Here is a 22,643-nt window from a genome sequence, read left to right as displayed (position 1 = left end):
TCCATCTTCCCGCCAGTCTTGCGATGATCCATCCCAGACGCGCCACAGAACGCGTCAGGAACAATCATGCGGGGCGGACATCTTGACCAGCAATCCCTTCGATCTCACCGGCAGGGTCGCCATAGTCACCGGCGGCAATACCGGCATTGGCCTCGGTATGGCGCGCGGGCTCGCGAATGCCGGTGCCACCCTCGCGATCGCTGATCGCAACAGCGATAATGCCGCGCAGGCAAAAGCCGAACTCGAGAAGTCCGGACATTCCGTACTCGCGCTGACGATTGACGTCACCGACGCCAAGTCTGTCGCACAGATGGTGTCCGCAACGTTGAACGCGTTCGGCCGCATTGACATCCTCGTCAACAATGCCGGCATCAGCATCTCCGCGCCGATCGAAGACATGGCGCTGGCCGACTGGCAGAAGGTCATCGACGTCAACATGACCGCGCCTTTGATCTGCGCGCAGGCTGTCTACCCGGCGATGAAAGCCGCAGGCCGCGGCAAGATCATCAATATCGCCTCAGTGTTGGCCACGCTCGGCGCCGGCGGCGCGGCGAACTACGCATCAAGCAAAGGCGGCATCCTGCAATTCACCCGCGCGCTGGCGACTGCCTGGGCTGCGGACAACATCCAGTCCAACGCCATTCTGCCTGGCTGGATCGATACCGACCTGACCAAACGCGCCAGGGACATCCGGCCCGAACTGCACGATCGCATTCTCGGGCGTGTACCGGCGCAGCGATGGGGCAGGCCTGATGATCTTGCGGGCGCGGCCGTGTTCCTGGCCAGCCGGGCTTCCGACTTCGTCAATGGCGCCGCGCTCACGGTCGATGGCGGTTTTTCAGTTCAAGGCTGATGCAATGAGGACAACACCATGACCGCAGGACTGTTCGATCTCTCTGGCAAAGTGGCCATCGTCACCGGCGGCAATGGCGGCATCGGACTCGGCATGGCGCGGGGTCTGGCGCAGGCTGGCGCCACCATCGCCGTGGTCGGGCGTAACCAGACCAAATCCAAGGACGCTGTGGCGGAACTAACCGCGAGCGGCGCAAAAGCCGTCGCGATTGCAGCCGATGTGACCGACAAGGCCGCTGTCGAGGGAATGATCGCCGGCGTGCTGAAAGAACTCGGGCGCATCGATATCCTCATCAACAATGCCGGCATCAACATCCGCAAGCCGCCACACGAAATCGCGCTCGACGAATGGGACAGCGTGATCAAGACCAATCTCACCAGCGCCTTCGTCTGCTCGCAAGCGGCGCATCCGGCGATGAAGGCCGCGGGCGGCGGCAAGATCATCAATATCGGCTCGATGCTGTCGATCTTCGGCGCGTCTTTCGCGCCGGCCTATGCCGCCAGCAAAGGCGGCATAGTGCAGTTCACCCGCTCCTGCGCCGTCGCCTGGGCGCCTCACAATATTCAGTGCAACGCCGTTCTGCCGGGCTGGATCGATACCGAACTGACGCAGAATGCGCGCCGTGAAATCGACGGCCTGCATGACAAGGTCCTGGCACGAACACCCGCCGGCCGCTGGGGCGCATCAGGTGATTTCGCGGGCATTGCGGTGTTCCTGTCGTCGCGCGCGTCGGACTTCGTCACCGGAACGGCAATCCCCGTGGACGGCGGCTTCTCGGTGCAGGGATAGCCTCTCCTACGCTTCCGGCGACTGTACGTGCTCCGGTCGTACGCCAATGGCCAGGAAGCGCGCGGTCAATCCCTGCAGCGGCGGAAACGCACTGACGAGACGCATGATCAGCGGCGGCGTCAGCGGCTGACCGCCGGGAGCCAGCGCCCGGCTGATAATGTTGTTCTGCATCACGACCTGCATGCCCTGTGTCGCGCGCATTGGGAATTCGCGGCGGCGCCGTACGGCGTCGAGATCGTCCTCGGTCACTGGTCCCTTTGCAAGCTTCGCCGCCAGCAGGTTGGCAGTCGCGACGGCATCCTGAACCGCAATGTTCACACCGACGCCGCCAACCGGCGACATCGCATGCGCGGCGTCGCCAATGCACAACAGCCCCGGCCGGGTCCAACGCGTCAGCCGATTGATCGCCACGGTCAGGAGCTTGACGTCATCCCAGCTCGTGAGGTCACCGATATGCGCGCCCAGGGTCGGCGCCAGACGTGACGTCTCGGCACGAAAAGCCTCTAGTCCGCGCGCCTTGATCTCCTCATAGCGCCCCTTGGCGATCACGTAAGCGCATTGCCAGTAGTCGCCGCGATCGATGGTCACCATCATCTTGCCGGGCTCAAGCCGCGCGAACACGCTTTCGGTCTCCGGGCCCTTGCCGACGCGAAACCACAAGATGTCCATCGGCGCACCGATGTCTTCGACCTCCAGCTTCGCCGCCGGTCGCACGATCGAATGTCGGCCATCGCAGGCCACGGTCAGATCGGCATGGATCTCGACCGGGCCCTGCTCCGTGATGGCCTTGACGCCGGCCACCTGCGCGCCCGACCAGATGAGATCGGTTGCCTCGGTGTTCATCATCACCTTGAGATGCGGATAGCGTTGTGCCTTGTCGCGCAGGAAATTGAGGAAATCCCACTGCGGCATGAAGGCGATGAACGGATATTTCGCGCTGGTGCGGCTGATGTCGGCGATACGTAGCTTATGCGTTCCGAAGAACCCGTCCATTTTCTGGATACGGTCGTGCTTGATCTTCAGGAAGTCGTCGATCAGGCCAAGCTCGTCCATCACCTGGAGCGTCGATGGATGCACGGTGTCGCCGCGGAAATCGCGAAAGAAATCCGCGTGTTTCTCAAGGACAATCGTGTCGATGCCGGCGCGGCCGAGCAGATAGCCGAGCATCATCCCGGCAGGGCCGCCGCCAACGATGCAGCAGCGCGTGGTCAGAGAGCTCTCGTTCGCGCCTGTCGTCATTCGCTTCTCCTCCGGCGAGCCGGATTTTTTGATCAAGGAATGCGAGCTCGCGATAGTCGAAATGCCGTGGTTCGCAGGGCGGTATCGATCATGCTCATCGATTTCCAGAGCGTCGAAAGCTCTTGATTTCCGATACGCTGCCGTCGCGGAAAGTCAGTTCGACTGAAACAAACTTCGTGGTCGCAGGGATCTTGAGGTAGGGTTCCGCGCCAGATGGTGTCGCGATCGGGTCGTGCAGATCGCAAGGCGGGAATTTCAGAACCTTGTCCGGCATGGCACTGTCAATACCTACACGGGCTTCGCGGATGGCACAGCGATACGACATCAGGTGCGTATAGTACATCAACGGTGTGTTGTAGCCGCCGAAAGCAAGCCAGCTCCCCGCCGTCATGTCGAGAATCTTGCGCTGATCACGAACCAGCGCAGCCTCCGGATCGAAGCGGATCGGAAACGGCCCCTGCATCTCGCCGTTCGCGTCGATGTAACGCAGATAGATTGTCGCCGCCGCCGCATCAGCATCGAGCTGGATCGCCGGATTCGGCATCCGCTTGCGCGTGCGCGGATCGAGCGTGTCCATGAAGCCGGTCTCGCGGAAGCTACCTGCCTCGCCCATCCGCCAGGAGATGCCCAGCGTCGGATCGGCGATCGAGAACATCACGGTCCAGCCACCATTGTGACGCGAGAAGCTGGCGATCGGCGCATTCACCGCATCGTTGGCCGGCGGCAGTTGCGGAACGTTGACAGGCGGCAGCGCAGCGACCTGCTGCAGCGGTTCGGCCGGCCGCGCATCGGCCTGCTTGAGCGCCACACCATTGAGAAAGACGTCATCGACCATCTGGTCGAAATACACAGGCACCTGACGGTGCTTCACGGTCTCTGCCATCTCGCTGACGGTCCGCCGGGTGCGCTGCGCGACCTGCACGAGGTTCAGCGATGGCTCCTGCAACTCCTTGATGAACGTGCGTGTGAAAACCGAATTCGGATCGGTGTCGTTGTTCGACAAACGATCCAGCGCGGTCTGCCGCGGTCCTGCAGAGAAGATCGAGAAGACGCCTTCCGGGAGCGTCGTCATCGGGGCGAGGCCGCCGCTGCCGGCCACCGCACGTGTGCCAGCGCGCTCGAATGGATTGTTGCGACAGGCATCGAACACCAGAATCGACGTCCGCGCGCCGCGCATCTGCAGGCGCGTCACGATACGGTCGGCAAGGATTGCGGAGTCACGCACCAATTCTTCCTGACCCTCGGTGGCGGCAGGAACGTCCGTCGGCAGCAGGAAATTCTGGCCGGCGATCTCGAAGCCGTGGCCAGCAAAAAAGAAAAAGGCTGTGTCGCCTTTTTCGACCGTCGAATCGAAAGCGAGCAACGACTGACTAAAGGCCTGCCGGGTCTGGTTCTCGGCCACCATGACGCTGAAGCCGAGACTCTTGAGGGCATCGCCCATGCTGCGGGCATCGTTCACAGCCTTCTGCAGCTTCGGCACGTTGCGGTAGTCGTTGTTGCCGATCACCAGTGCCACGCGTTTCCCAGCAAAAGCCGGCGCCGCCGAAAGTGCTGCCGCCGCCAGCGCCGCCAGCAGGATCAAAAGCCGTCGCATTGTTCTATCCCCGCCCCGCCAGCGCATTTATCTCTATGCTGGCTCGACCGCGTGATTGTCTGCCTTGGTCGAGGCAAAACGGCGGCCGGTTCAAACCGAGGTCTAGCCGTTACAGGTAATTTTGTCTTGCCCACACAAGCAGATCATCTGCCCTCACATTGCGGAGCCGCTGCCACAAATTCTGCCTTAATCTCCATTAGCCCGAGCCAAATCAAAGTCAGGAGATCGACGTGAAGTCACTGATCCTCGCAGCCGCACTGCTGCTTCCTACCATCGCACTCGCCCAGGATGCAGCCCCCGCTCCTGCAGCCAAGCCTGCACCGACCGCCAAACCAAAACACGCACCGGTGGCCGCCAAACCGGCGCAGACCACACCGGACGTGTTGGCCATTACCCAGATCATCGCTATTCGCCAGGTCGACCCCGCGACCTATGAGATCGACGCCCGCCTACAGAGCGGTAGCGAGGTGCATCTGCGCATGAATGCTTTCGTGATGCAGAATCTCGGCATGCAACTTGGCACCTACGGCAAGTGATCCAGCGCTGGTACAATCTCCTCGGACGCCGGCCGATAGGCCTGATTCGGTAAACTTGTACGGACATGCGCCAACCGTGGCTGGCGAGCGCACCAACGAGCTAAGTGACGGCGCACTAAATCTCGCGAAGTCCTGTGGATAAAGGATTCAGGGCAAATCCTCGACATGTTTGCCCTGAACTATGCTAAGCGACATATCAAGGTTCGGACTAGATCCGGGGAGCTAGCTGGTCAAACCGCTACTCCTGCTACAGGCAACCAACGTCAGGAAGCGCGCTTCAGGAACTTTGCGTTCCTCGTAGCTTGGCGATTTGAGGATGGGATTTTTTAGACTGTAAGATTTCAGGCAGTTTTAATCACCCGCCCGAAGCCTGCTACGACTGGATACCTGACGACCAATGGCAAAGAAGATGATTACGCCCGGGCACGAGTTGCTGCTTCGGGTCAACAAGGCATTTCTCGACCACGGCTATGCCGGCCTGTCGATGGTCGGTCTCGCGAGAGAGTGCGGCTTCACGCAGCGCGCGCTCTATTACTATTTCAGCAACAAGGAAGAAGCGTTTCGTGCCGGGGTCGCCCATCGAAACGAGGTTGCAGTCGCGCAGGCGCTGGAAGCCGGCAAGAAGGTCCGCGAAAGTGGCGGCAGCGCACTCGACATTCTGGCCACGATCGTCGATCTGCGCTACGGCGAGACCCGCCGGATGCTGACCTTCTCACCGCATACCGTCGAACTCAATGCGGAAGCCTTTCGGCGCTGTCGCGATCTCATGATCGAGTCCGCCATCACCTTCCAGGCCGAGCTGGAAAAGCTGATCGTCGATTTCCACTATAACAAGCTGCTGATCCTGACCGGCCGTTTTACGGCCGCACAGATCGCGCAAGCGCTGGCCGACGGCGGACGGGCTGTCAACCAGGCACTCCCTCCGATCGCAGCGAATGACTTCTCGGCGCGCTATCGCCAGACCTGCGAGATGATCCTGTATGGCTGCGCGGCAACGCCGACGCAGATCTGAGGCGCTGCGGTTCGCCGCCACATACCCTCCTCTCGACTCATCGCGTTGCATCGACATATGGTCCGCGCGGGCTGCGGATGACGCGCATCGCGTTGCCGCTGTGAGATGCGGGGCTTCAGATGAACGACCAGGTGCGGACGCACGGGGCGCCAGCGAGCGCAGCCGTGCCGACTATTGCGGCACGCCTGGACGGGCTGCCGGTCTCACCGCTTCACCTCGGCATATTCGCGCTCTGTGCCTTCGGCCTGTTCGCTGACATTGCCGAAGTGGCGCTCAGCAACGCCTTTTCCGGCATCTTCCTCGCACCGCCTTACAGCATCTCGCGCGGCGAGCTCTCGCTGTTATTGGCATCGGTGTTTGCCGGCGGCGCCGTTGGTGCGCCTGTGTTCGGCTGGATTGCGGATCGCTATGGCCGCCAGATCGCGCTGCAGAGCGCGCTTGCCGTCCTGGCGCTAAGTTCGCTCGCCGTCGCCGCCAGTCGCGATGTGGCAACCATGACGGCCTTCCGCTTCATCTCCGGCCTCGCCATCGGCGGCTATCCGCCTTTGACATCAGCCTATCTGTCAGACCTGCTGCCGCCCCGGCGCCGCGGCCTCCTGATGATGCTGTGCGGCGCGCTCGCCTTTCTCGGCGCACCGGCGATCATCCTGATGATCCGCTGGCTGACGCCCATCGCGCCATGGGGCATCGAAGGCTGGCGCTGGGCTTTGATCTTCGGCAGCGCGTGCTCGACCCTGACAGCCCTGTTGTTCTTCCTGGTGCCGGAATCGCCGCGCTGGCTCGCATCGGTCGGACGCGACGCCGAGGCCGATGCCGCCTGCCGTCGCTTCGAGGCATCCGCGCGTCAGCCATCACCGCCAGCGATCTCCGCTCCTGAAACTATTGCGACCAGATCCAGCGGCTTCCGAGCGCTCGCCCGCGATCAGATCAGCCTGCGGCGCACAGCACTCCTTGCCGCGCTCTATGTACTCGGACCCTGGGCCACGATCGGTTTCCCGCTGCTCAGCGCCGCTGTAATGGTGCAGAAGGGATTTCATGTCAGCGAGTCCCTGCTGTTCGCTGGACTCACAATGTTCGGTCCATCGATCGGCATCGCGGCGGCATCGGCCTTCGTCGATCGTATCCCGCGGCGCCTCGCTCTGGTCGCCTGTGCCGTGGTGATGATCGCAACCGGGCTGACTTTCGCTGTCAGCACGGTGCTGACGCCGCTCATCGTCACCGGAATCGTGTTCAACCTCGCCAGTGCCGTCTACAGCGCCGTGCTTAGCCTCTACGCTGTCGAACTGCTGCCGACGCATCTGCGCGCCTCGGCCACCGCTGGCGCATGGGGCCTCGGCCGCGTCGTATCGGCGCTGGTACCGATCGCGCTGCTGCCGCTGCTCGGCAGCTACGGTGCGATCGCGATGTTCACGGTGATCTCGACCGCGCTGTTGCTGAGCAGCGCGCTCATCGCCATTGCCGGTCCACCCGGCCGCGAACGCAGGCCGGTCGACTAGCGGTCAGCGTTGCATCGACGTCACACGCGACGTCGGGTAGCGGCCGTCCGGCGGGGCCCCAAGCCCCCGCCAATATCCCGGTTTTGGCCCTTTTCCGCTAAAACATTAAGCTTTTTGGGATGTTCCAGGGTGTGGCGGATTGACTTTGGCCGATTCCGGCCTATGTTCCGGCTCGACGCGGCCCGGTATCGAAGCGCGATATCTTGAGTAAGCCGCCTGTCAGCGCCCAGCGATCTCCGTGCATGTTTGCGTGCCGCTCCGGGGATAAGCGCTGCAGTATTCTCCGAGAATCCAAGCGGCGGTTTCCACCTGAGGCGTGATTCCGAACTGTGATCATCCGGATACCGGATCAGATCATGCCCCCATACAGAGGCTCAATGTCCTTTTCCAATCTCGGCCTGTCCGACAAGGTTCTCGCCGCCGTTGCGGCCACCGGTTACACCACCCCAACCCCCATTCAGGAACAGGCGATTCCTCATGTGCTGGCGCGTAAAGACGTGCTCGGCATCGCCCAGACCGGCACCGGCAAAACCGCTGCCTTCGTTCTCCCGATGATGACCATGCTGGAAAAGGGCCGAGCCCGCGCCCGCATGCCCCGCACGCTCATTCTCGAACCGACCCGCGAACTCGCCGCACAGGTCAAAGAGCAGTTCGACAAATACGGCGTCGGCCAGAAGCTCAATGTGGCCCTGCTCATCGGCGGCGTCTCGTTCGGCGACCAGGATACCAAATTGACCCGCGGCGTTGACGTCTTGATCGCCACGCCGGGGCGCCTGCTCGACCATACCGAACGTGGTGGACTGCTTCTCACCGGCGTCGAATTGCTGGTCATCGACGAAGCCGACCGCATGCTGGACATGGGCTTCATCCCCGACATCGAACGCATCTGCAAGCTGGTGCCGTTCACCCGTCAGACCCTCTTTTTTACGGCGACCATGCCCGCCGAAATCCGCCGCGTCACCGAGACCTTCCTGCATAATCCGGTGAAGATCGAAGTCTCCAAGCCCGCCTCCACCGCTGTCACCGTGACCCAGTCGCAAGTGGCCGTCGGCCGCGAGCCGCACGAGAAGCGCGAAGTGCTCCGGGCCCTTCTTCGCGAAGCCACCGACCTCAAGAATGCGATCATCTTTTGCAACCGCAAGCGTGAAGTCGCGTTGCTCGCCAAGTCGCTCCAGAAGCACGGTTTCAGTGTCGGCGCCCTGCATGGCGACATGGAGCAGTCGGCCCGCACGGCCGCGCTGGACCAGTTCCGCAAGGGCGAGCTGCCGATCCTGGTGGCTTCCGACGTCGCCGCCCGCGGCCTCGATATTCCTGCCGTCAGCCACGTCTATAATTTCGACGTGCCGCATCATTCCGACGACTACGTGCACCGCATCGGCCGTACCGGCCGCGCCGGCCGCACCGGCTCCGCGATCTCGCTGGTGTGCCCATCCGACCAGAAATCCATGCTGGCGATCGAAAAACTGATTGGCCAGTCGATCCCCAAGGTCGAAACCTCCATAGCGATCTCCGAGCCTGTCGAAGGCGAAACCGCCGAGGCGTCGCGCCAGTCGCGCAACCGCACCGGCAATCGCGAAGCCAATGCCGAACATCCGCGCGGCAGCCGCAACGATCAGCCCCGCGAAGGCGGACGTGATCGCAAGCCGCGCCGTGAGCGTGGCCCGCGCCGTGAAGGTGGTCGTTCGGAAGGCGGCGAGCGCAGCCCGCAGCCGCAACCCGCGGAGGCCGCTTTCGCAGCACCGGTGGCCGCCGCTCCGCAGCCGCAACGTCCGCCCTCGATCGGCCGTGCCGAAGCCCCGCGCCCACGCCGCGAGGACAACGAGCCGGCAGATCATTCGCACCTGCCGGCCTTCCTGTTGCGTCCGGTCAGAGCACGCGCATAGGTAGTATGGCGCCGGGAACGTTTACTTGCCGTTCACTCTCGTCCCCTAATCTGAATGCGATATTTTAACAAATTTGCATTTCAGAGGACGGCGTATACCCGCCGTCCGCGAGGGCACAGAACGTGACCGGAATCCTGGACGAACAAGAGCGGACTTTGGCCTTTGCCGAAGTCGCGCTGGGCCAAATCCGATCGCTGCGCCAGACGGCGATTCCGCGCAACTACGAGATCTGGTACGTCTACGCGACTGGCTACAATTCGGCGCTCAACAAGGTCATCAATGAAACGCTGGCCCGCAATGGCCGCCTGACCGAAGCCGATCTCGATCTGATCCACGATACTTATCTCTCACAGATTCGAACCACCGATCGCATCGATCAGGTGGGCGCCCGCGTCATCGGCGAGATCGACGACGTGATGGCGCTCATCACCGATGCTCTGGGCATGACTACGAATTTCAATGCCAGTCTGGATGGTGCCAGCAAGGATTTGTCGCGGGCGCACGATCCTGCTGCGGTGAAAGCCGTGATCGAGAGTCTCGTCAAATCTACCCGTGAGGTGCACGACACGAACAAGGCGCTGGAAGAACGGCTACTGTCCTCGAAGAGCGAGGTCTACACGCTGCAACAGAGCCTCGAGGCGATCCGCGCCGAGAGCCTGACCGATCCCCTCACGGCGCTCGGCAACCGCAAATATTTCGACCGTGCGCTGATGACAGCAATCGATACCGCGGTGAAGCGCGGCGAACCGTTGTCGCTCCTGATGCTCGACATTGATCACTTCAAGTCCTTCAACGACAATTACGGCCATCTCACCGGCGACCAGGTGCTGCGTCTTGTCGGCCAGTCGCTGAAGCAGACCATCAAGGGCCAGGATATCACCGCGCGCTATGGCGGCGAGGAATTCGCCGTGGTGCTGCCGAACACGCCACTGCGTCAGGCGCTCACGGTGGCCGATCACATCCGCCGCGCCGTGATGTCAAAGGAGCTGAAGAAAAAATCGACTGGCGAGATCCTGGGACGCGTCACGATTTCCGTCGGCGTCTCGATGCTGCAGATCGGCGACGATATGGAATCGCTCATCGGCCGTGCCGACGCCTGTCTCTATGCCGCGAAGCGCAGCGGCCGCAACCGCGTGATCTGCGAAGTCGATCCGGAATATTCGGCGGAGCTGCAGTTTCAAGTGGCGTGACGCCCCGCACTCCGTCCTCATAGCGAGGAACGCGTCTTCGCACGTCTCGAACCATGAGCTCGCGCGCCGGTTCCTGTAACCGTCTCCCTGCGAATGGCTTCACCATTCGCAGGGAGACGCCGCGCAAGCGCACGGCTCCTCAGGATGAGGATTTGCGCTTCTTTGCGGCTTTACTGGCTTTCTTGCTGGCGATCTTCTTGACCGCAGGCTTCTCGGCGACCTTCTTTTTCGCCGCGGTTTTCTTCACGACCTTCGCGGTCGTCGCTTTCTTCGTTGCCCGCTTCTTGCCTGCTTTTGCCAGCGACGCTCGGATCGCTGCGGCATGCGCGACCCTCGCCCATTCGGTGACTTCATCGGGATCGTCATAGAGTCGCTCCGGCAGCTGCCAGTAGGATCCGATCATCCGCAGCTTGCCGCGCATCTCGTACTGAAAGCACTGTGTGCCTTCGCTCTCGAAACGCGGGATCGAGTTTTCATCGGCGCGAAGATAGACCGCGCCGCGCAGCACCAGCGCGAAGTTGATGCCGTCGGCGGAAATGCCGAAGCCGGAAAACATCCGGCGGATCGTCACCGGGCCAAAGCCGGCGAAAAGTTCACTGAGGAAATCACGGTCCATGGAGGAAGTGTAGGATGAGCCGCGCGATTGCGGAAGCGCCCAACCCGCTCGCTCTCCCCACGTCATGGCCGGCCTGATCCGGCCATCTACCTTACTTTTTGAAGGGCTGCAGAAAAACGGATGCCCGGATTAGGTCCGGATATGACAGCGTTTCAACTTGAAGGGTGTTGCTTCTTAAGAGCCTGACGACCGCAGCCTCAGCCATCGATCTTCGCCGGCGTCAGTTGCACGGACTCGCCGCAGCCGCAGGCCGAGATCTGATTCGGGTTGTTGAACACGAACTGGGCCTGCATGCGGTCGGTCTTGTAGTCCATCTCGGTGCCGAGCAGGAACAGCACGGCCTTGGGATCGACCAGGATCTTCACGCCCTTGTCCTCGACGATTTCGTCGGTTGGCTTGATGTCATGGGCATATTCAACGGTGTAGGACTGGCCGGCGCAGCCGCCATTCTTGATGCCGACGCGCAAGCCGACGATCTCGGAATCCGCACGCTCCGTCAGCTCCCGGATCCGCGTTGCAGCGGCATCGGTCAGGCGCATCACCTGTGGACGGGGACGCGGCTTCGGCTTGGCAGCCGGTATCGTCGGGTTCGGTGTCATCTCAGTCATGTGTTCAGTCCCTTCGGCGGTTCAAGGCCGCCATCGGCGTATTCAGCAAACCGGACGCAACTCACCACATATTCAGAACGAGACGGGCCTCGTCGGTCATCCGGTCCGGCGTCCAGGTCGGCTCCCAGACAATCTCGACTTTGACCAGGCCGACTCCGGGCACGCTGGCCACGGCGTTCTCGACCATGGTCGGAAGTTCTTCGGCCGCCGGACAGTTCGGCGTTGTCAGCGTCATCTCGACCTGGACGGAGCGATCGTCCTTGATGTCCACCTTGTAGATCAGGCCGAGCTCGTAGATGTCAGCCGGAATTTCCGGGTCGAACACGGTCTTCAGCGCGGCGACGATTTCAGTGCCCAAGCGTTCGGTTTCGGCGGGATCGAGCGCCGAGGTGGTCTGCATGTGAGCGGGCTTCTCAGTCTCGGGGGTGGTGTCCGGCGTCTTGGCTTCTGCAATGTCACTCATGCAAACAACTCCCGTGCCTTGATCAGCGCCTGTGCGAGGTGGTCGACCTCCTCGCGGGTATTATACATTCCGAATGATGCACGGCACGTGGCCGTCACATTGAATCGCTCCAGAAGCGGCATCACGCAGTGGGTTCCCGCGCGAACTGCAACGCCCTGCCGGTCGATCACGGTCGCCACGTCATGGGCGTGAGCGCCCTTCATCTCGAACGAAATCACCGGGCCCTTGTTCTTGGCAGTTCCGATAATACGCAGCGAATTGATCTCGCGCAGCCGGTCCTGTGCATAGGCCAGGAGGTCGTGCTCATGGGCGGCAATCCGCTCCTTGCCGATCGAATTGACGTAATCGATCGCAGCGCCGAGGCCGATAGCTTCGACGATGGCGGGCGTACCGGCCTCAAACTTGTGCGGCGGATCACCATAGGTGACCCACTCCTTCGCCACTTCGCGGATCATCTCGCCGCCGCCGGCATAGGGCCGCATCGCGACCAGGCGGTCATATTTGCCATACAGCACGCCGATGCCGGTCGGTCCGTACAGCTTGTGGCCGGTGAAGATGTAGAAATCGGCGTCGATGTCCTGCACGTCAACCGGCATGTGCACGGCCGCCTGGCTGCCGTCAACCACGACGGGAATGCCGCGCGCATGCGCGAGCTTCACCACGTCCTTGACCGGAACCAGCGTGCCCAGCGCATTGGACATCTGGGTGATGGCAACGATCTTGGTGCGGTCGGTCAGCAGCTTCTCGAACTCGTCGATCAGGAAGTTGCCTTCGTCATCGACCGGTGCCCACTTGATAACGGCGCCATGGCGCTCGCGCAGGAAATGCCACGGCACGATGTTGGAATGGTGCTCCATGATCGAGAGCACGATTTCATCGCCCGGCTTGATGTTCTCGCCGCCCCACGCCGCCGCGACAGTGTTCAGCGCATCGGTGGCGTTGCGGGTGAAGATGATTTCCTCGGGGCGCCTGGCATTGAGGAAATGCTGCACCTTGATGCGCGCGCCCTCATAGGCCTCAGTCGCCGCATTGGCGAGGTAATGCAGTCCGCGATGCACATTGGCATATTCGGACTTGTAGGCCTCGGTCATGCGGTCGAGCACGGCATAGGGCTTCTGCGCCGATGCCGCGTTGTCGAGATAGACCAGCGGCTTGCCATAGACCTTCATCTCGAGCGCCGGAAAATCCTCGCGGACGCGAGCGACGTCGTACGACCCGTTCGAGACCGCGGGATGCAATGTCATGCGCGCGTCTCCAGCCAACGCTCTGCAGCCGATATCGCGACGTCACGCAGATCGTCATTCACGATCGACTCCAGCGCTTCACCCACGAATGCCTGGATCAGCAGCGCCTGTGCCGCCTTCTCCGGCAGGCCGCGAGCCCGCAGATAGAACAGCAGGCTATCATCCAGCGCGCCAATGGTCGCGCCGTGGCCGCACTGCACGTCGTCAGCGAAGATCTCGAGCTCGGGCTTGTTGTCGATTTCGGCCTCGTCGGACAGTAGCAGTGCCCGTGACATCATCTTGCCGTCGGTCTTCTGCGCGATCTGATGGACGTTGATGCGACCCTGGAATACCGAATGAGCGCGATCGTCGAGCACGGCGCGGAACAGCTCACGGCTGAGGCAATTCGGCGCCGCATGCTCGATCACGAAGGTACAGTCGCCATGCTGCTTGTCGCGCAGCAGATGAACGCTGTTGGTCGACAGCTCCGAATCCACACCAGCCAGCGTGATGAAGCTCTGATAGCGGCTAACGCCACCGCCGGTGGTCAGGCTGAAGGTGTTGAACTTGGTGCGCGCACCGACCGTGACGATGGCCGTTGCGATATTCGCTGCATCGCCGGCATCTTCCATCACGCGCACATGTTGCAGATCGGAATCGTCGCCGATCCAGATCACTACGGTATCATGGGCCTGATACGCCTTCGCGGATTCTGTCGCGATGAAGCTTTCGACCAGCGTCACACGCGCGCGATTGCCGATACGCACCAGCGACCGTGTGAATGCGGCCACGCTCGGACGTGTCGCGACATGGACGATGTGCAGCGGCCTAGCCGGAGCAGCATCGTCCGCGATATCGATCAGCATGCCATCGGTCGCAAAGGCGGCATTCAGCGCGATCATCGGATCGACAATACGCGAGCGCAGCAGGTCAGCCCGCGTCGCGCTGGTGGCATCGTCGAGCATGGCACTGAGCGCATGCACCGTCACGCCGCCGCCCGACGTCAGATCGGAAAGACCTGCCGCGAACACGCCATCAACGATGACGAGCTTCTGCGTATCGCCCGTGCTAAGCGCCTCGACCAGTCTGCCCGCCTGGGCCAGCGCGGCCTGATCCGGCGTCGGCGCGAGCGGTGCCACGTCGCGCAGCAGATTGCGCAGGTCGGTATATTTCCATTCTTCGATGCGCCGGGTCGGCAGACCGGTACGCGCGAAATCGTCGAACGCCTGCTGGCGCGTTTCCGCCACCGTGCCGACGCCCGGCAACCGGCCGCGCGCAGCGGCGAATGTGCCGTCCAGCACTGCGCCCGTTGTTGTCTTTGCGAGAGCTACATTCATGATTGTCTCACTCAGGCCGCCGCGTCTTCATACTGCGCGTAACCGGACTCTTCGAGTTCCAGCGCCAGTTCCTTGCCGCCGCTCTTCACGACGCGGCCCTTCGACATCACATGGACGTGGTCCGGTATGATGTAGTTCAGCAAGCGCTGGTAATGGGTGATCACCACCATGGCGCGGTCCGGCGAACGCAACGCATTGACGCCGTCGGCGGCGATGCGCAGCGCGTCGATGTCCAGACCGGAGTCCATCTCGTCGAGGATGCACAGGCTCGGCTGGAACAGCGCCATCTGCAGCACTTCGTTGCGCTTCTTCTCACCGCCGGAGAAGCCGACATTGACGCCGCGCTTCAGCATATCCATCGGAATGTTCAGCGAAGCAGCAACTTCACGGACCTTCCTGAGGAAGTCCGGCACCAGATATTCGGATTCGCCGCGAGCCTTGCGCTGCGCATTCACCGCAGTGCGCAGGAAGTTCATCGTCGTCACGCCGGGAATTTCCACGGGATACTGGAACGCCAGGAACACGCCCTTGGCGGCGCGCTCGTCGGGCTCCATCTCCAGCAGGTCTTCGCCCTTGAACAGGATCTCGCCGCCGGTCACCTCATAACCGGGCTTGCCGGCGATGACGTGACTGAGCGTGGATTTACCCGAACCGTTCGGTCCCATGATGGCATGCACTTCGCCGCCATTCACGGTCATCGTCAGCCCATGGAGAATCTCGCGATCCTCAACACGAACCTGCAGGTCCTTCACTTCAAGCAATGCGGTCATCAGTCTTTATCCTTTGATCATCATCGTCACCCTCGCCTGAACGCATTCGGGTTCAGGCAGGAGTGCTCGCCAATCGTGGCGAGCCCCTAAGGATGGCTTTCAATTTTGCCGACATCCTGGAAGCGCCGCTGTGCGGGCATCCGCGATGGCGGGACTTAGCCCACCGATCCCTCAAGCGAGATCGAAATCAGCTTTTGCGCTTCCACTGCAAATTCCATCGGCAGTTGCTGCAACACGTCCTTCACAAAACCATTGACCACGAGGCCGACGGCTTCTTCCTGCGACAGGCCACGCTGGACGCAATAGAACAGCACGTCTTCGGAGATCTTCGAGGTGGTCGCCTCGTGCTCGAACAGCGTCGAGGCGTTCTTCGCCTCGATATACGGCACCGTATGCGCGCCGCACTGGTCGCCGATCAGCAGCGAGTCACAGGCCGTGAAGTTACGCGCGTTCGTCGCCTTGCGATGTGCGGTGACGAGGCCACGATAGGTGTTTTGTGATTTACCGGCAGCGATACCCTTGGAGATGATCCGGCTCGTCGTGTTCTTGCCGAGATGGATCATCTTGGTGCCGCTATCGACCTGCTGATAGCCGTTCGAAATCGCGATCGAATAGAACTCGCCCCGCGAATTGTCGCCGCGCAGGATGCAGCTCGGATATTTCCAGGTGATGGCGGAGCCGGTCTCGACCTGGGTCCAGGAAATCTTCGAGCGGTCGCCGCGGCAGTCACCACGCTTGGTGACGAAATTGTAGATGCCGCCCTTGCCTTCGGAATTGCCGGGGTACCAGTTCTGCACCGTCGAATACTTGATCTCGGCATCGTCATGGGTGACGAGCTCAACGACAGCCGCATGGAGCTGGTTCTCGTCGCGCTGTGGCGCCGTGCAGCCTTCGAGATAGCTGACATAAGCGCCCTTGTCGGCAATGATCAGCGTTCGTTCGAACTGGCCGGTATTGCGCTCATTGATGCGGAAATAGGTCGACAGCTCCATCGGGCAACGCACGCCCGGCGGCACATAGACGAACGAGCCGTCGGAGAACACCGCGGAGTTCAGCGTGGCGTAAAAGTTGTCGGAGGTCGGTACGACCGTGCCGAGATACTGCTTTACCAGATCGGGATGTTCACGGATGGCTTCCGAGATCGGCATGAAGATGACGCCGGCCTGCTTCAGCTCTTTCTGGAATGTGGTTGCGACCGATACCGAGTCGAACACTGCGTCGACGGCGATCCTGCGCTCTCCCTCGGGACGCACGACGCCTTCCAGCGCCTCGATCTCACGGAGCGGAATGCCGAGCTTCTTGTAGGTCTCGAGGATCTCGGGATCGATCTCGTCGATCGAGCCGATGGTCTTCTTCGGCTTCGGCGCCGAATAATAATAGATGTCCTGGAAGTCGATCTTCGGATACTCGACCCGCGCCCACTTCGGCTCTTCCATGGTCAGCCAGCGGCGATACGCCTCAAGGCGCCATTCCAGCATCCAGGCTGGCTCGTTCTTCTTGGCGGAGATGTAGCGGACGGTATCTTCGGAAAGGCCCTTCGGCGCCTTCTCGGATTCGATGACAGTCTCGAATCCATAACGATATTGATCAACGTCGATCTGGCGAACCCGATCAACGGTCTCTTGTACGGCAGCCATTTTATCCTCCGCTCGCGGTTTCAAGGACCGCGGTGGATCAATCCAGAAACGTGAAACTCAAAGCTTGTCGGGGTTCTTTACGATGTTCCCGCGGGAAAATCACCCCTCTTAGAACCGTTCAAGCTGTGTTTCGTCGCTATGTTTAAGTAGTGTACCCGAGAGCTTTCGCCAAGCCTCCAGGCATCGATCAACGTCCGCTTCGGTGGTCGACCAGCCCAGACTGAGACGCACGGCACCCCGGGTCAGCTCCGGCCCGAAACCCATGGCTTCCAGCACGTGGGATGGCTGCACCTTACCAGACGAACAGGCGGAACCGGACGATACCGCAATACCTTCGAGATCAAATCCAATCACGGCGGTCTCGGCGCGCAATCCGGGGGCGCCGAACAGGACCGTATTGGGCAGACGCGGCACATCTTGGGCGAACACAAGTCCGTTGCTGGATTGCCGCAAGCCCCCCTCAAGCCGCTGACGCAGTTTTTCGACCCGTTTCATGTCATCAAGCGACGCCATGGCGGCCGTCACGGCAGCGCCGAAGCCGGCGATTCCAGGTACATTCTCGGTTCCCGCCCGACGCCCCAGTTCCTGCCCACCGCCGCGAAGCAGTGGATCAAGCCCGGCAACACCATTGGCCAGGACCAGCGCGCCGACACCCTTGGGACCGCCAATCTTGTGCGCAGAGATTGATAGAAGATCAGCTCGCAATTCACTGATCTTGATAGATATCTTTCCGAACGCCTGCACCGCATCGACGTGTAGCAAGCCACCCGCGTCATGCACGATGCCGGCAAGCTCAGGAATCGGTTGAAGGGCGCCGGTTTCATTGTTGGCCAGCATTACGGAAACCAGCGCGGACTTCCCATCGGCCAGCAGCACCCGCAACTCATCCGGTTTCACGACGCCATCGCGGTCCACGCCCAGCACCTGGAGGTCTCCCGCGGCGAAGCGGCCTCCCGCCAGCACCGAGGCGTGCTCCACCGCGGATACGATCAGCCGCCGCACGGGCGTGCCCGGATTGCGCACCAATCCAGGCGTCAGCGCCACTACATTGGCTTCAGTTCCGCCCGAGGTGAATATGACGTTTCGCGAATCTGCGCCCAAGGCGCCTGCGACCGCCGCACGGGCGTCCTCAACGATCCGGCGGGCCTGACGGCCCTCGGCATGGACCGATGACGGGTTACCAGCCAAATCCCAAGCGGCCACCATCGCCGCCCGCGCTTCCGGACGCAGCGGTGTCGTCGCATTCCAGTCGAGATAGACCCGGTCTTTGGTCAATTCTGTTTTACCTTGAAGGACTTGAAGCCTCGACAGCCGCATCGGACGTCGTCCGGTGCCGCGCGCCGTCTCTCTTAGCCCAATTGCTCACCAAATGCGCCCGCGGCAACCGCATGTCACGGCCGCCGACACGTTCAATATGCTTGCTTTTCGCCCCTGCGCTCATGGTAGAACGCGGCCTCAACTTCACCCGGTGCCGCCCGCCATCAACCTGACGGTGCCCGATCGCCCTTTTCTCGCAGGGTCCCCTCCGAGCCATTCTCGCCGAGCCCTGCGCGAAACCGGCTGATCACGCCAAGAACGGGACCTAAGGATCACTATGCCCGAAGTTATTTTTACCGGTCCCGCAGGCCGTATTGAAGGCCGCTATCATCCGGCCAAGCAGAAGAACGCGCCGATCGCCATGGTGCTGCATCCGCATCCGCAATTCGCGGGCACGATGAACCACCAGATCGTTTATCAGTGCTATTACGCCTTCGTGCATCGCGGCTTCTCGGTGCTGCGCTTCAACTTCCGCGGCGTCGGCCGCAGTCAGGGCTCATTCGACCACGGCACCGGCGAGTTGTCGGATGCGGCTGCAGCGCTCGACTGGGCGCAGACCATCAATCCCGAAGCACGCGCCTGCTGGGTCGCCGGTTTCTCGTTTGGCGCCTGGATCGGCATGCAGCTCCTGATGCGTCGCCCCGAAGTCGAAGGCTTCATCTCGATCGCGCCGCCGGCTAATCTCTATGATTTCTCGTTCCTTGCACCCTGCCCGTCCTCGGGTCTGATCGTGCATGGCGAGAAGGACGCGGTCGTGCCGCCGAAGGACGTCAACACGCTGGTCGAGAAGCTGAAGACCCAGAAAGGCATCGTGATCGATCAGCACATCATTCCGGGTGCCAATCACTTCTTCGATAACAAGCTCGAGCCGCTGATGGAATCGGTCACGGGCTATCTCGACATGCGTCTCGCCAACGTGCGCTGAGGCGTCGATCGGCCTCGCGCCGGTCACTTCATGCCAACCTAACAAAAAGCCCTCGGCCGGATCGGCCGAGGGCTTTTCAGTTTCAGTTTTGGGTCCTGATCGGGATCAGAACGAGCGCAGGATCTGGACCGAGCCGTTGTAAAGATTCTGATCCTTGATCTGATAGGCCTGATTGGGCTTGCCGGTCGCCGTGCCCGTATATGTGCCGTCGAGGTTCTGATCGAGCCGGGTATAGGTGAACTCAGCCGACAGGGTCAGGTTCTTGACGGGGGTCCAGGCAGTTCGCGTACCGACCTGAGCTATCCCGAAGTCAAAGTTGTTGGTCGTGCCAGTAATGCTGCCAGCCGTAGAACCCGGGTTGGACGAACTGCTCGTTCCCAGGCGGCCGCCGGCCGGACTGAATGCCGCGGCGAGCATCGCGTTGCCGGCATCGCCATAGGAAATATGGCTGTAGTTGCCGAACAGCGAGGTGCGCCATGCCGTGTTCCAATAGTGCTCATAGAAGGCACTGACTTCCCAGGCATCGCTCTGCTGGATCGAGCTTCCGGGCGAATACACGCCGTCGAGCACGTAGCCGAAGCCCACCGTGTTGCCATCGAATTTGGCAAAACGACCGCCGCCGGACGTTTCGAGCGAACCGCCGGTGAAGGCGTAACGCGCAGCGCCCTTGGCATAAGACGCTTCGATCTTCAGGCTATCGTTTGCACCGGTGGGCAGGACCTTGAATTCCACCGCGCCGCTGACGGCAAAGCCGTAGACATCGTCAGGATGCCCGAAGGACTCATTTGCCCCGTAGAAGCCGGCCGTCGACGTGTGCATGGCCGCAGCGAAATGCAGCGAGCCCCACTTCTGATCGAGACGAAGGTTGCCGACGACATCAGGAATATGGTTGCCGCCCGTGGCGTTGCCGAAGAACGTGTTCGAATTGGTGCCGTAGAAGGCACCGGTGAACGACCCCGCGCCCGGTGCGACGATGAAGGTCGCGGTGTTGTAGAGGCCGGCATTGCGATAGGGCGATGCATTCTCAAGCGCGATGGTGCCCGAGAAGCCGTTGCCGAATTCGGCTGTGTAAGCGATCTGCGGAATGCCGGTCGTATTGCTCGAACCCGCGAGGAAGCCCGACGAAATCCAGGGCTTGGTCAGCGCCCATTGTGGATCGAAGTTCGAGACAGCCTTACCAAAGGTGAATCCGGCGAACTGGATGAATGCGAAATCCACTTCCGTGAAGCCGCCGGCGATGCTGTCGCGGTTCTGCGTGAAGTCGAGCTGCATATTCGCATAGGTACGCACCACACCGTATTCGGACGCCGTGCGCGTATCGGTCGTGATGTTGATACGTTCGCGTGTGAGGAAGTTATCCTTGGTCCAGAGATTGTTGCCGCCGGCGCCGCCCTGCCAGAACGGCGCGTCGTACGGGCCACCGTTAAAAGTCGTATCGAGGCGGATCGCGCCGCCGATCTTGATGCAAGTGTCGGTGCCCGGGATGTAGTAGAAGCCGGCACCATAGATCGAGCAGATCTTCACATATTCGACAGCCTTGGCCTTCACCGGAAGGTCCGCCGCCTGGGCAGTTCTCGCTGCCAGCAACGCTGCTGCGGAACCAAGTATCATTTGCTTCATCATGGTCATGTTGCCTCCAGACCGATGGTATCGGCACGCGCGATTGCCCCGGGCGTGCCATTCATGAGGCAGAGTTGTGGAAGATCATGTTGCGAAACAATGCGCGCGGTCGATTGTCGCAGCATCATTTTCCGGCTGTGTGCTTTCGGCAACATAATCGGCAAGCCGCGGCATTTCCGTACCGAACTCATCACGAGATTTGGTGATGCCATCACGCATCCGTGTCTGCGGCAGCTTGCCGACTACAACAGACATAGACCCCGTTGTACGCGATCAGCCTGATTCGTTGGGTGAGTCGAATCACCCTGACTACGGCGAACTTCGCACTAGCTCGCGAGATAGTCCGCTTTCACACCGCCCGTCATTGGCTCGGGCACACCGGTCGTCGCCGGATAGCTCAACGGCAAGCCCGCGAGCGAACGCACTGCCAGAAATGCAAAAGCCTGCGCCTCCATCGCATCGGCGGACCAACCCAGCACATCTACGCTCTCGACTGTCGCAGCGGGCAATCGCTGCCGCAGCATTTGCAGCATCGTCGGATTGCGTGCGCCGCCGCCGGTAATGATCCAGCTAAGCGGTGGCTTGGGCAACAGCGGCGCAATGCTGGCGATAGTCGCAGCGGTGAACGCCGTTAAGGTCGCTGCGCCATCCGCTGGCGTAACGTCTCCCAGCACGAGTGCCGCAAAATGATTACGATCTAGCGATTTTGGCGGCGCTGCTGCAAAGAACGGATTCTGCAATCCCTTCGCGATCCACGCATCATCGACGCGTCCCTGCGCCGCCAGTGCGCCATCCGCATCGAAGGGCTGCCCCGTTGCGCGCGACACGAAGTCATCGAGCAGCGCATTGCCCGGGCCGGTGTCGCAGGCAATAAATGCGATATCGCCATCAATGTAAGTCACATTGGACACGCCGCCGATATTGACCACGGCAATGGGCCCGTCGCGATGCAGTCCCTGCGCCAAGGCACGGTGATAGACCGGCACCAGCGGCGCTCCCTGCCCGCCCGCAGCCACGTCAGCCGCGCGCAGGTCGTGGATCACCGACAGGCCGAGCATCCCGGCAAGACTCGCCCCGTCGCCAATCTGCACGGTAAGTCGATCAGCGGGACGATGCAGTACGGTCTGTCCGTGAAAGCCGACGATGTCGATGCTGTCACGTGCGATGCCATGATCAGTCAGAAACGCCTCGACGGCCTCGGCATGAGCCGATGTCACCACCCGCTCCGCCTCGGCCAGACTGCCCGGCCTGATATCGCGCCGGCTCAGTTGCACGGCCTCAGCCAGCGCCTGGCGCAACACGGCACGCTCAGCCTCGCTATATGGCCGATACCCCGACGGGCCGAACGACCCGACCCGTTCGCCATCGGTCTCGATCAGGGCGACATCGACGCCGTCCAGCGAGGTTCCGCTCATTAGTCCGATCGCGGTCAGCATATCAGGCACGCGGCAAAGCCCTCATTTCCGGTCAAAACTTGTGTCGAAGCGCCCAATCTTATAATGCCACAGGCACTTTGGGACGGCCAGCACGCCCCA

The 22,643-nt window shown here is 61.6% G+C and carries 21 protein-coding genes; 8 read left to right on the top strand and 13 right to left on the bottom strand.

Going from position 1 to position 22,643, the window contains the following annotated elements; translation table 11 throughout:
- Window positions 1-82 precede the first annotated feature (82 nt).
- Both AB8A38_RS04345 and AB8A38_RS04340 read left to right on the top strand, forming a co-directional pair.
- On the top strand, window positions 83-853 hold the full coding sequence (locus AB8A38_RS04345; RefSeq protein ID WP_315842309.1) for an SDR family NAD(P)-dependent oxidoreductase: 771 nt from the start codon (window positions 83-85) through the stop codon (window positions 851-853).
- An 18-nt stretch (window positions 854-871) separates the two neighbouring features.
- Window positions 872-1,642 carry an SDR family NAD(P)-dependent oxidoreductase gene (locus AB8A38_RS04340; RefSeq protein ID WP_315842310.1) on the top strand — a complete coding sequence of 257 codons (771 nt, stop codon included), beginning with the start codon at window positions 872-874 and terminating at the stop codon, window positions 1,640-1,642.
- Between the two features lie 6 nt (window positions 1,643-1,648).
- On the opposite strand, the gene AB8A38_RS04335 is transcribed toward AB8A38_RS04340, so the two are convergent.
- Together AB8A38_RS04335 and AB8A38_RS04330 are read right to left on the bottom strand one after the other, a co-directional pair.
- Window positions 1,649-2,881 carry an FAD-dependent oxidoreductase gene (locus AB8A38_RS04335; RefSeq protein ID WP_315842311.1) on the bottom strand — a complete coding sequence of 411 codons (1,233 nt, stop codon included), beginning with the start codon at window positions 2,879-2,881 and terminating at the stop codon, window positions 1,649-1,651.
- A 94-nt stretch (window positions 2,882-2,975) separates the two neighbouring features.
- Window positions 2,976-4,475: a caspase family protein gene (locus tag AB8A38_RS04330; protein ID WP_315842312.1), complete on the bottom strand. Its 1,500-nt coding sequence runs from the start codon at window positions 4,473-4,475 to the stop codon at window positions 2,976-2,978.
- Between the two features lie 230 nt (window positions 4,476-4,705).
- On the opposite strand from AB8A38_RS04330, the gene AB8A38_RS04325 reads away from it, so the two are divergent.
- The 5 genes from AB8A38_RS04325 to AB8A38_RS04305 all read left to right on the top strand — a co-directional run bounded on the left by AB8A38_RS04325 (window position 4,706) and on the right by AB8A38_RS04305 (window position 10,592).
- Window positions 4,706-5,011 (top strand): hypothetical protein, encoded by a 306-nt coding sequence (locus tag AB8A38_RS04325; protein WP_315842313.1) that lies wholly within the window; start codon window positions 4,706-4,708, stop codon window positions 5,009-5,011.
- Between the two features lie 397 nt (window positions 5,012-5,408).
- Entirely contained in the window at window positions 5,409-6,023 is a 615-nt protein-coding gene (locus AB8A38_RS04320) for a TetR/AcrR family transcriptional regulator (protein WP_315842314.1), read from the top strand.
- Between the two features lie 119 nt (window positions 6,024-6,142).
- Window positions 6,143-7,519 carry an MFS transporter gene (locus AB8A38_RS04315; RefSeq protein WP_439085096.1) on the top strand — a complete coding sequence of 459 codons (1,377 nt, stop codon included), beginning with the start codon at window positions 6,143-6,145 and terminating at the stop codon, window positions 7,517-7,519.
- 377 nt (window positions 7,520-7,896) lie between these two features.
- Complete coding sequence (locus AB8A38_RS04310; RefSeq protein WP_439085095.1) at window positions 7,897-9,402, top strand: DEAD/DEAH box helicase; 1,506 nt, start codon at window positions 7,897-7,899, stop codon at window positions 9,400-9,402.
- 122 nt (window positions 9,403-9,524) lie between these two features.
- Window positions 9,525-10,592, top strand: a complete 1,068-nt coding sequence (locus AB8A38_RS04305) for a GGDEF domain-containing protein (RefSeq protein ID WP_184516910.1) — start codon at window positions 9,525-9,527, stop codon at window positions 10,590-10,592.
- Window positions 10,593-10,731: 139 nt separating this feature from the next.
- On the opposite strand, the gene AB8A38_RS04300 is transcribed toward AB8A38_RS04305, so the two are convergent.
- The 8 genes from AB8A38_RS04300 to AB8A38_RS04265 form a co-directional block, all read right to left on the bottom strand.
- Window positions 10,732-11,208 (bottom strand): TfoX/Sxy family protein, encoded by a 477-nt coding sequence (locus AB8A38_RS04300; RefSeq protein ID WP_439085094.1) that lies wholly within the window; start codon window positions 11,206-11,208, stop codon window positions 10,732-10,734.
- 197 nt (window positions 11,209-11,405) lie between these two features.
- Complete coding sequence (locus tag AB8A38_RS04295; RefSeq protein ID WP_120289422.1) at window positions 11,406-11,816, bottom strand: HesB/IscA family protein; 411 nt, start codon at window positions 11,814-11,816, stop codon at window positions 11,406-11,408.
- Window positions 11,817-11,877: 61 nt separating this feature from the next.
- Window positions 11,878-12,279, bottom strand: coding sequence for an SUF system Fe-S cluster assembly protein (locus AB8A38_RS04290; RefSeq protein ID WP_410001801.1), 402 nt, complete (start codon window positions 12,277-12,279; stop codon window positions 11,878-11,880).
- Entirely contained in the window at window positions 12,276-13,523 is a 1,248-nt protein-coding gene (locus AB8A38_RS04285; RefSeq protein WP_439085093.1) for a cysteine desulfurase, read from the bottom strand. The genes AB8A38_RS04290 and AB8A38_RS04285 overlap by 4 nt, the downstream gene beginning before the upstream one ends.
- Window positions 13,520-14,839 (bottom strand): Fe-S cluster assembly protein SufD, encoded by a 1,320-nt coding sequence (gene sufD / locus AB8A38_RS04280; RefSeq protein ID WP_439085092.1) that lies wholly within the window; start codon window positions 14,837-14,839, stop codon window positions 13,520-13,522. Before sufD ends, AB8A38_RS04285 begins: the two co-directional genes overlap by 4 nt.
- A gap of 11 nt (window positions 14,840-14,850) precedes the next feature.
- Window positions 14,851-15,609 (bottom strand): Fe-S cluster assembly ATPase SufC, encoded by a 759-nt coding sequence (gene sufC, locus AB8A38_RS04275; protein WP_439085091.1) that lies wholly within the window; start codon window positions 15,607-15,609, stop codon window positions 14,851-14,853.
- Window positions 15,610-15,764: 155 nt separating this feature from the next.
- The gene (gene sufB, locus AB8A38_RS04270) at window positions 15,765-17,246 is read right to left on the bottom strand and encodes a Fe-S cluster assembly protein SufB (protein WP_315842322.1); all 1,482 of its coding nucleotides are present in this window, start codon (window positions 17,244-17,246) and stop codon (window positions 15,765-15,767) included.
- A gap of 108 nt (window positions 17,247-17,354) precedes the next feature.
- Entirely contained in the window at window positions 17,355-18,563 is a 1,209-nt protein-coding gene (locus tag AB8A38_RS04265; RefSeq protein ID WP_439085090.1) for a cysteine desulfurase family protein, read from the bottom strand.
- Between the two features lie 277 nt (window positions 18,564-18,840).
- On the opposite strand from AB8A38_RS04265, the gene AB8A38_RS04260 reads away from it, so the two are divergent.
- Window positions 18,841-19,488, top strand: coding sequence for an alpha/beta hydrolase (locus tag AB8A38_RS04260; protein WP_068736626.1), 648 nt, complete (start codon window positions 18,841-18,843; stop codon window positions 19,486-19,488).
- A gap of 105 nt (window positions 19,489-19,593) precedes the next feature.
- Here the strand turns inward: AB8A38_RS04260 and AB8A38_RS04255 are convergent, their stop codons facing one another.
- The 3 genes from AB8A38_RS04255 to AB8A38_RS04245 form a co-directional block, all read right to left on the bottom strand.
- A complete protein-coding gene (locus tag AB8A38_RS04255; protein WP_439085089.1) occupies window positions 19,594-21,117 on the bottom strand; it encodes a porin in 1,524 nt (507 codons plus the stop codon).
- A 75-nt stretch (window positions 21,118-21,192) separates the two neighbouring features.
- Window positions 21,193-21,327: a hypothetical protein gene (locus AB8A38_RS04250; RefSeq protein ID WP_315842325.1), complete on the bottom strand. Its 135-nt coding sequence runs from the start codon at window positions 21,325-21,327 to the stop codon at window positions 21,193-21,195.
- Between the two features lie 107 nt (window positions 21,328-21,434).
- Window positions 21,435-22,544: an anhydro-N-acetylmuramic acid kinase gene (locus AB8A38_RS04245; RefSeq protein WP_439088457.1), complete on the bottom strand. Its 1,110-nt coding sequence runs from the start codon at window positions 22,542-22,544 to the stop codon at window positions 21,435-21,437.
- Window positions 22,545-22,643 lie beyond the last annotated feature (99 nt).

It is taken from the genome of Tardiphaga sp. 839_C3_N1_4 (assembly GCF_051811045.1).
Lineage (GTDB): Bacteria > Pseudomonadota > Alphaproteobacteria > Rhizobiales > Xanthobacteraceae > Tardiphaga.
Note: the sequence above shows the minus strand (reverse complement) of the source record. Positions and strands in the feature narration are given on the sequence as shown.

Bases quoted from the DNA above. Each gene is read 5' to 3' on its own strand.
- AB8A38_RS04300 (WP_439085094.1), bottom strand. From the start codon at position 11,208: ATGGACCGTGATTTCCTCAGTGAACTTTTCGCCGGCTTTGGCCCGGTG.
- AB8A38_RS04255 (WP_439085089.1), bottom strand. From the start codon at position 21,117: ATGACCATGATGAAGCAAATGATACTTGGTTCCGCAGCAGCGTTGCTG.
- AB8A38_RS04340 (WP_315842310.1), top strand. From the start codon at position 872: ATGACCGCAGGACTGTTCGATCTCTCTGGCAAAGTGGCCATCGTCACC.
- sufB (WP_315842322.1), bottom strand. From the start codon at position 17,246: ATGGCTGCCGTACAAGAGACCGTTGATCGGGTTCGCCAGATCGACGTT.
- sufD (WP_439085092.1), bottom strand. From the start codon at position 14,839: ATGAATGTAGCTCTCGCAAAGACAACAACGGGCGCAGTGCTGGACGGC.
- AB8A38_RS04330 (WP_315842312.1), bottom strand. From the start codon at position 4,475: ATGCGACGGCTTTTGATCCTGCTGGCGGCGCTGGCGGCGGCAGCACTT.
- AB8A38_RS04260 (WP_068736626.1), top strand. From the start codon at position 18,841: ATGCCCGAAGTTATTTTTACCGGTCCCGCAGGCCGTATTGAAGGCCGC.
- AB8A38_RS04310 (WP_439085095.1), top strand. From the start codon at position 7,897: ATGTCCTTTTCCAATCTCGGCCTGTCCGACAAGGTTCTCGCCGCCGTT.
- AB8A38_RS04315 (WP_439085096.1), top strand. From the start codon at position 6,143: ATGAACGACCAGGTGCGGACGCACGGGGCGCCAGCGAGCGCAGCCGTG.
- AB8A38_RS04285 (WP_439085093.1), bottom strand. From the start codon at position 13,523: ATGACATTGCATCCCGCGGTCTCGAACGGGTCGTACGACGTCGCTCGC.
- AB8A38_RS04320 (WP_315842314.1), top strand. From the start codon at position 5,409: ATGGCAAAGAAGATGATTACGCCCGGGCACGAGTTGCTGCTTCGGGTC.
- AB8A38_RS04295 (WP_120289422.1), bottom strand. From the start codon at position 11,816: ATGACTGAGATGACACCGAACCCGACGATACCGGCTGCCAAGCCGAAG.
- AB8A38_RS04250 (WP_315842325.1), bottom strand. From the start codon at position 21,327: ATGCGTGATGGCATCACCAAATCTCGTGATGAGTTCGGTACGGAAATG.
- sufC (WP_439085091.1), bottom strand. From the start codon at position 15,609: ATGACCGCATTGCTTGAAGTGAAGGACCTGCAGGTTCGTGTTGAGGAT.
- AB8A38_RS04335 (WP_315842311.1), bottom strand. From the start codon at position 2,881: ATGACGACAGGCGCGAACGAGAGCTCTCTGACCACGCGCTGCTGCATC.
- AB8A38_RS04245 (WP_439088457.1), bottom strand. From the start codon at position 22,544: ATGCTGACCGCGATCGGACTAATGAGCGGAACCTCGCTGGACGGCGTC.
- AB8A38_RS04290 (WP_410001801.1), bottom strand. From the start codon at position 12,279: ATGAGTGACATTGCAGAAGCCAAGACGCCGGACACCACCCCCGAGACT.
- AB8A38_RS04265 (WP_439085090.1), bottom strand. From the start codon at position 18,563: ATGCGGCTGTCGAGGCTTCAAGTCCTTCAAGGTAAAACAGAATTGACC.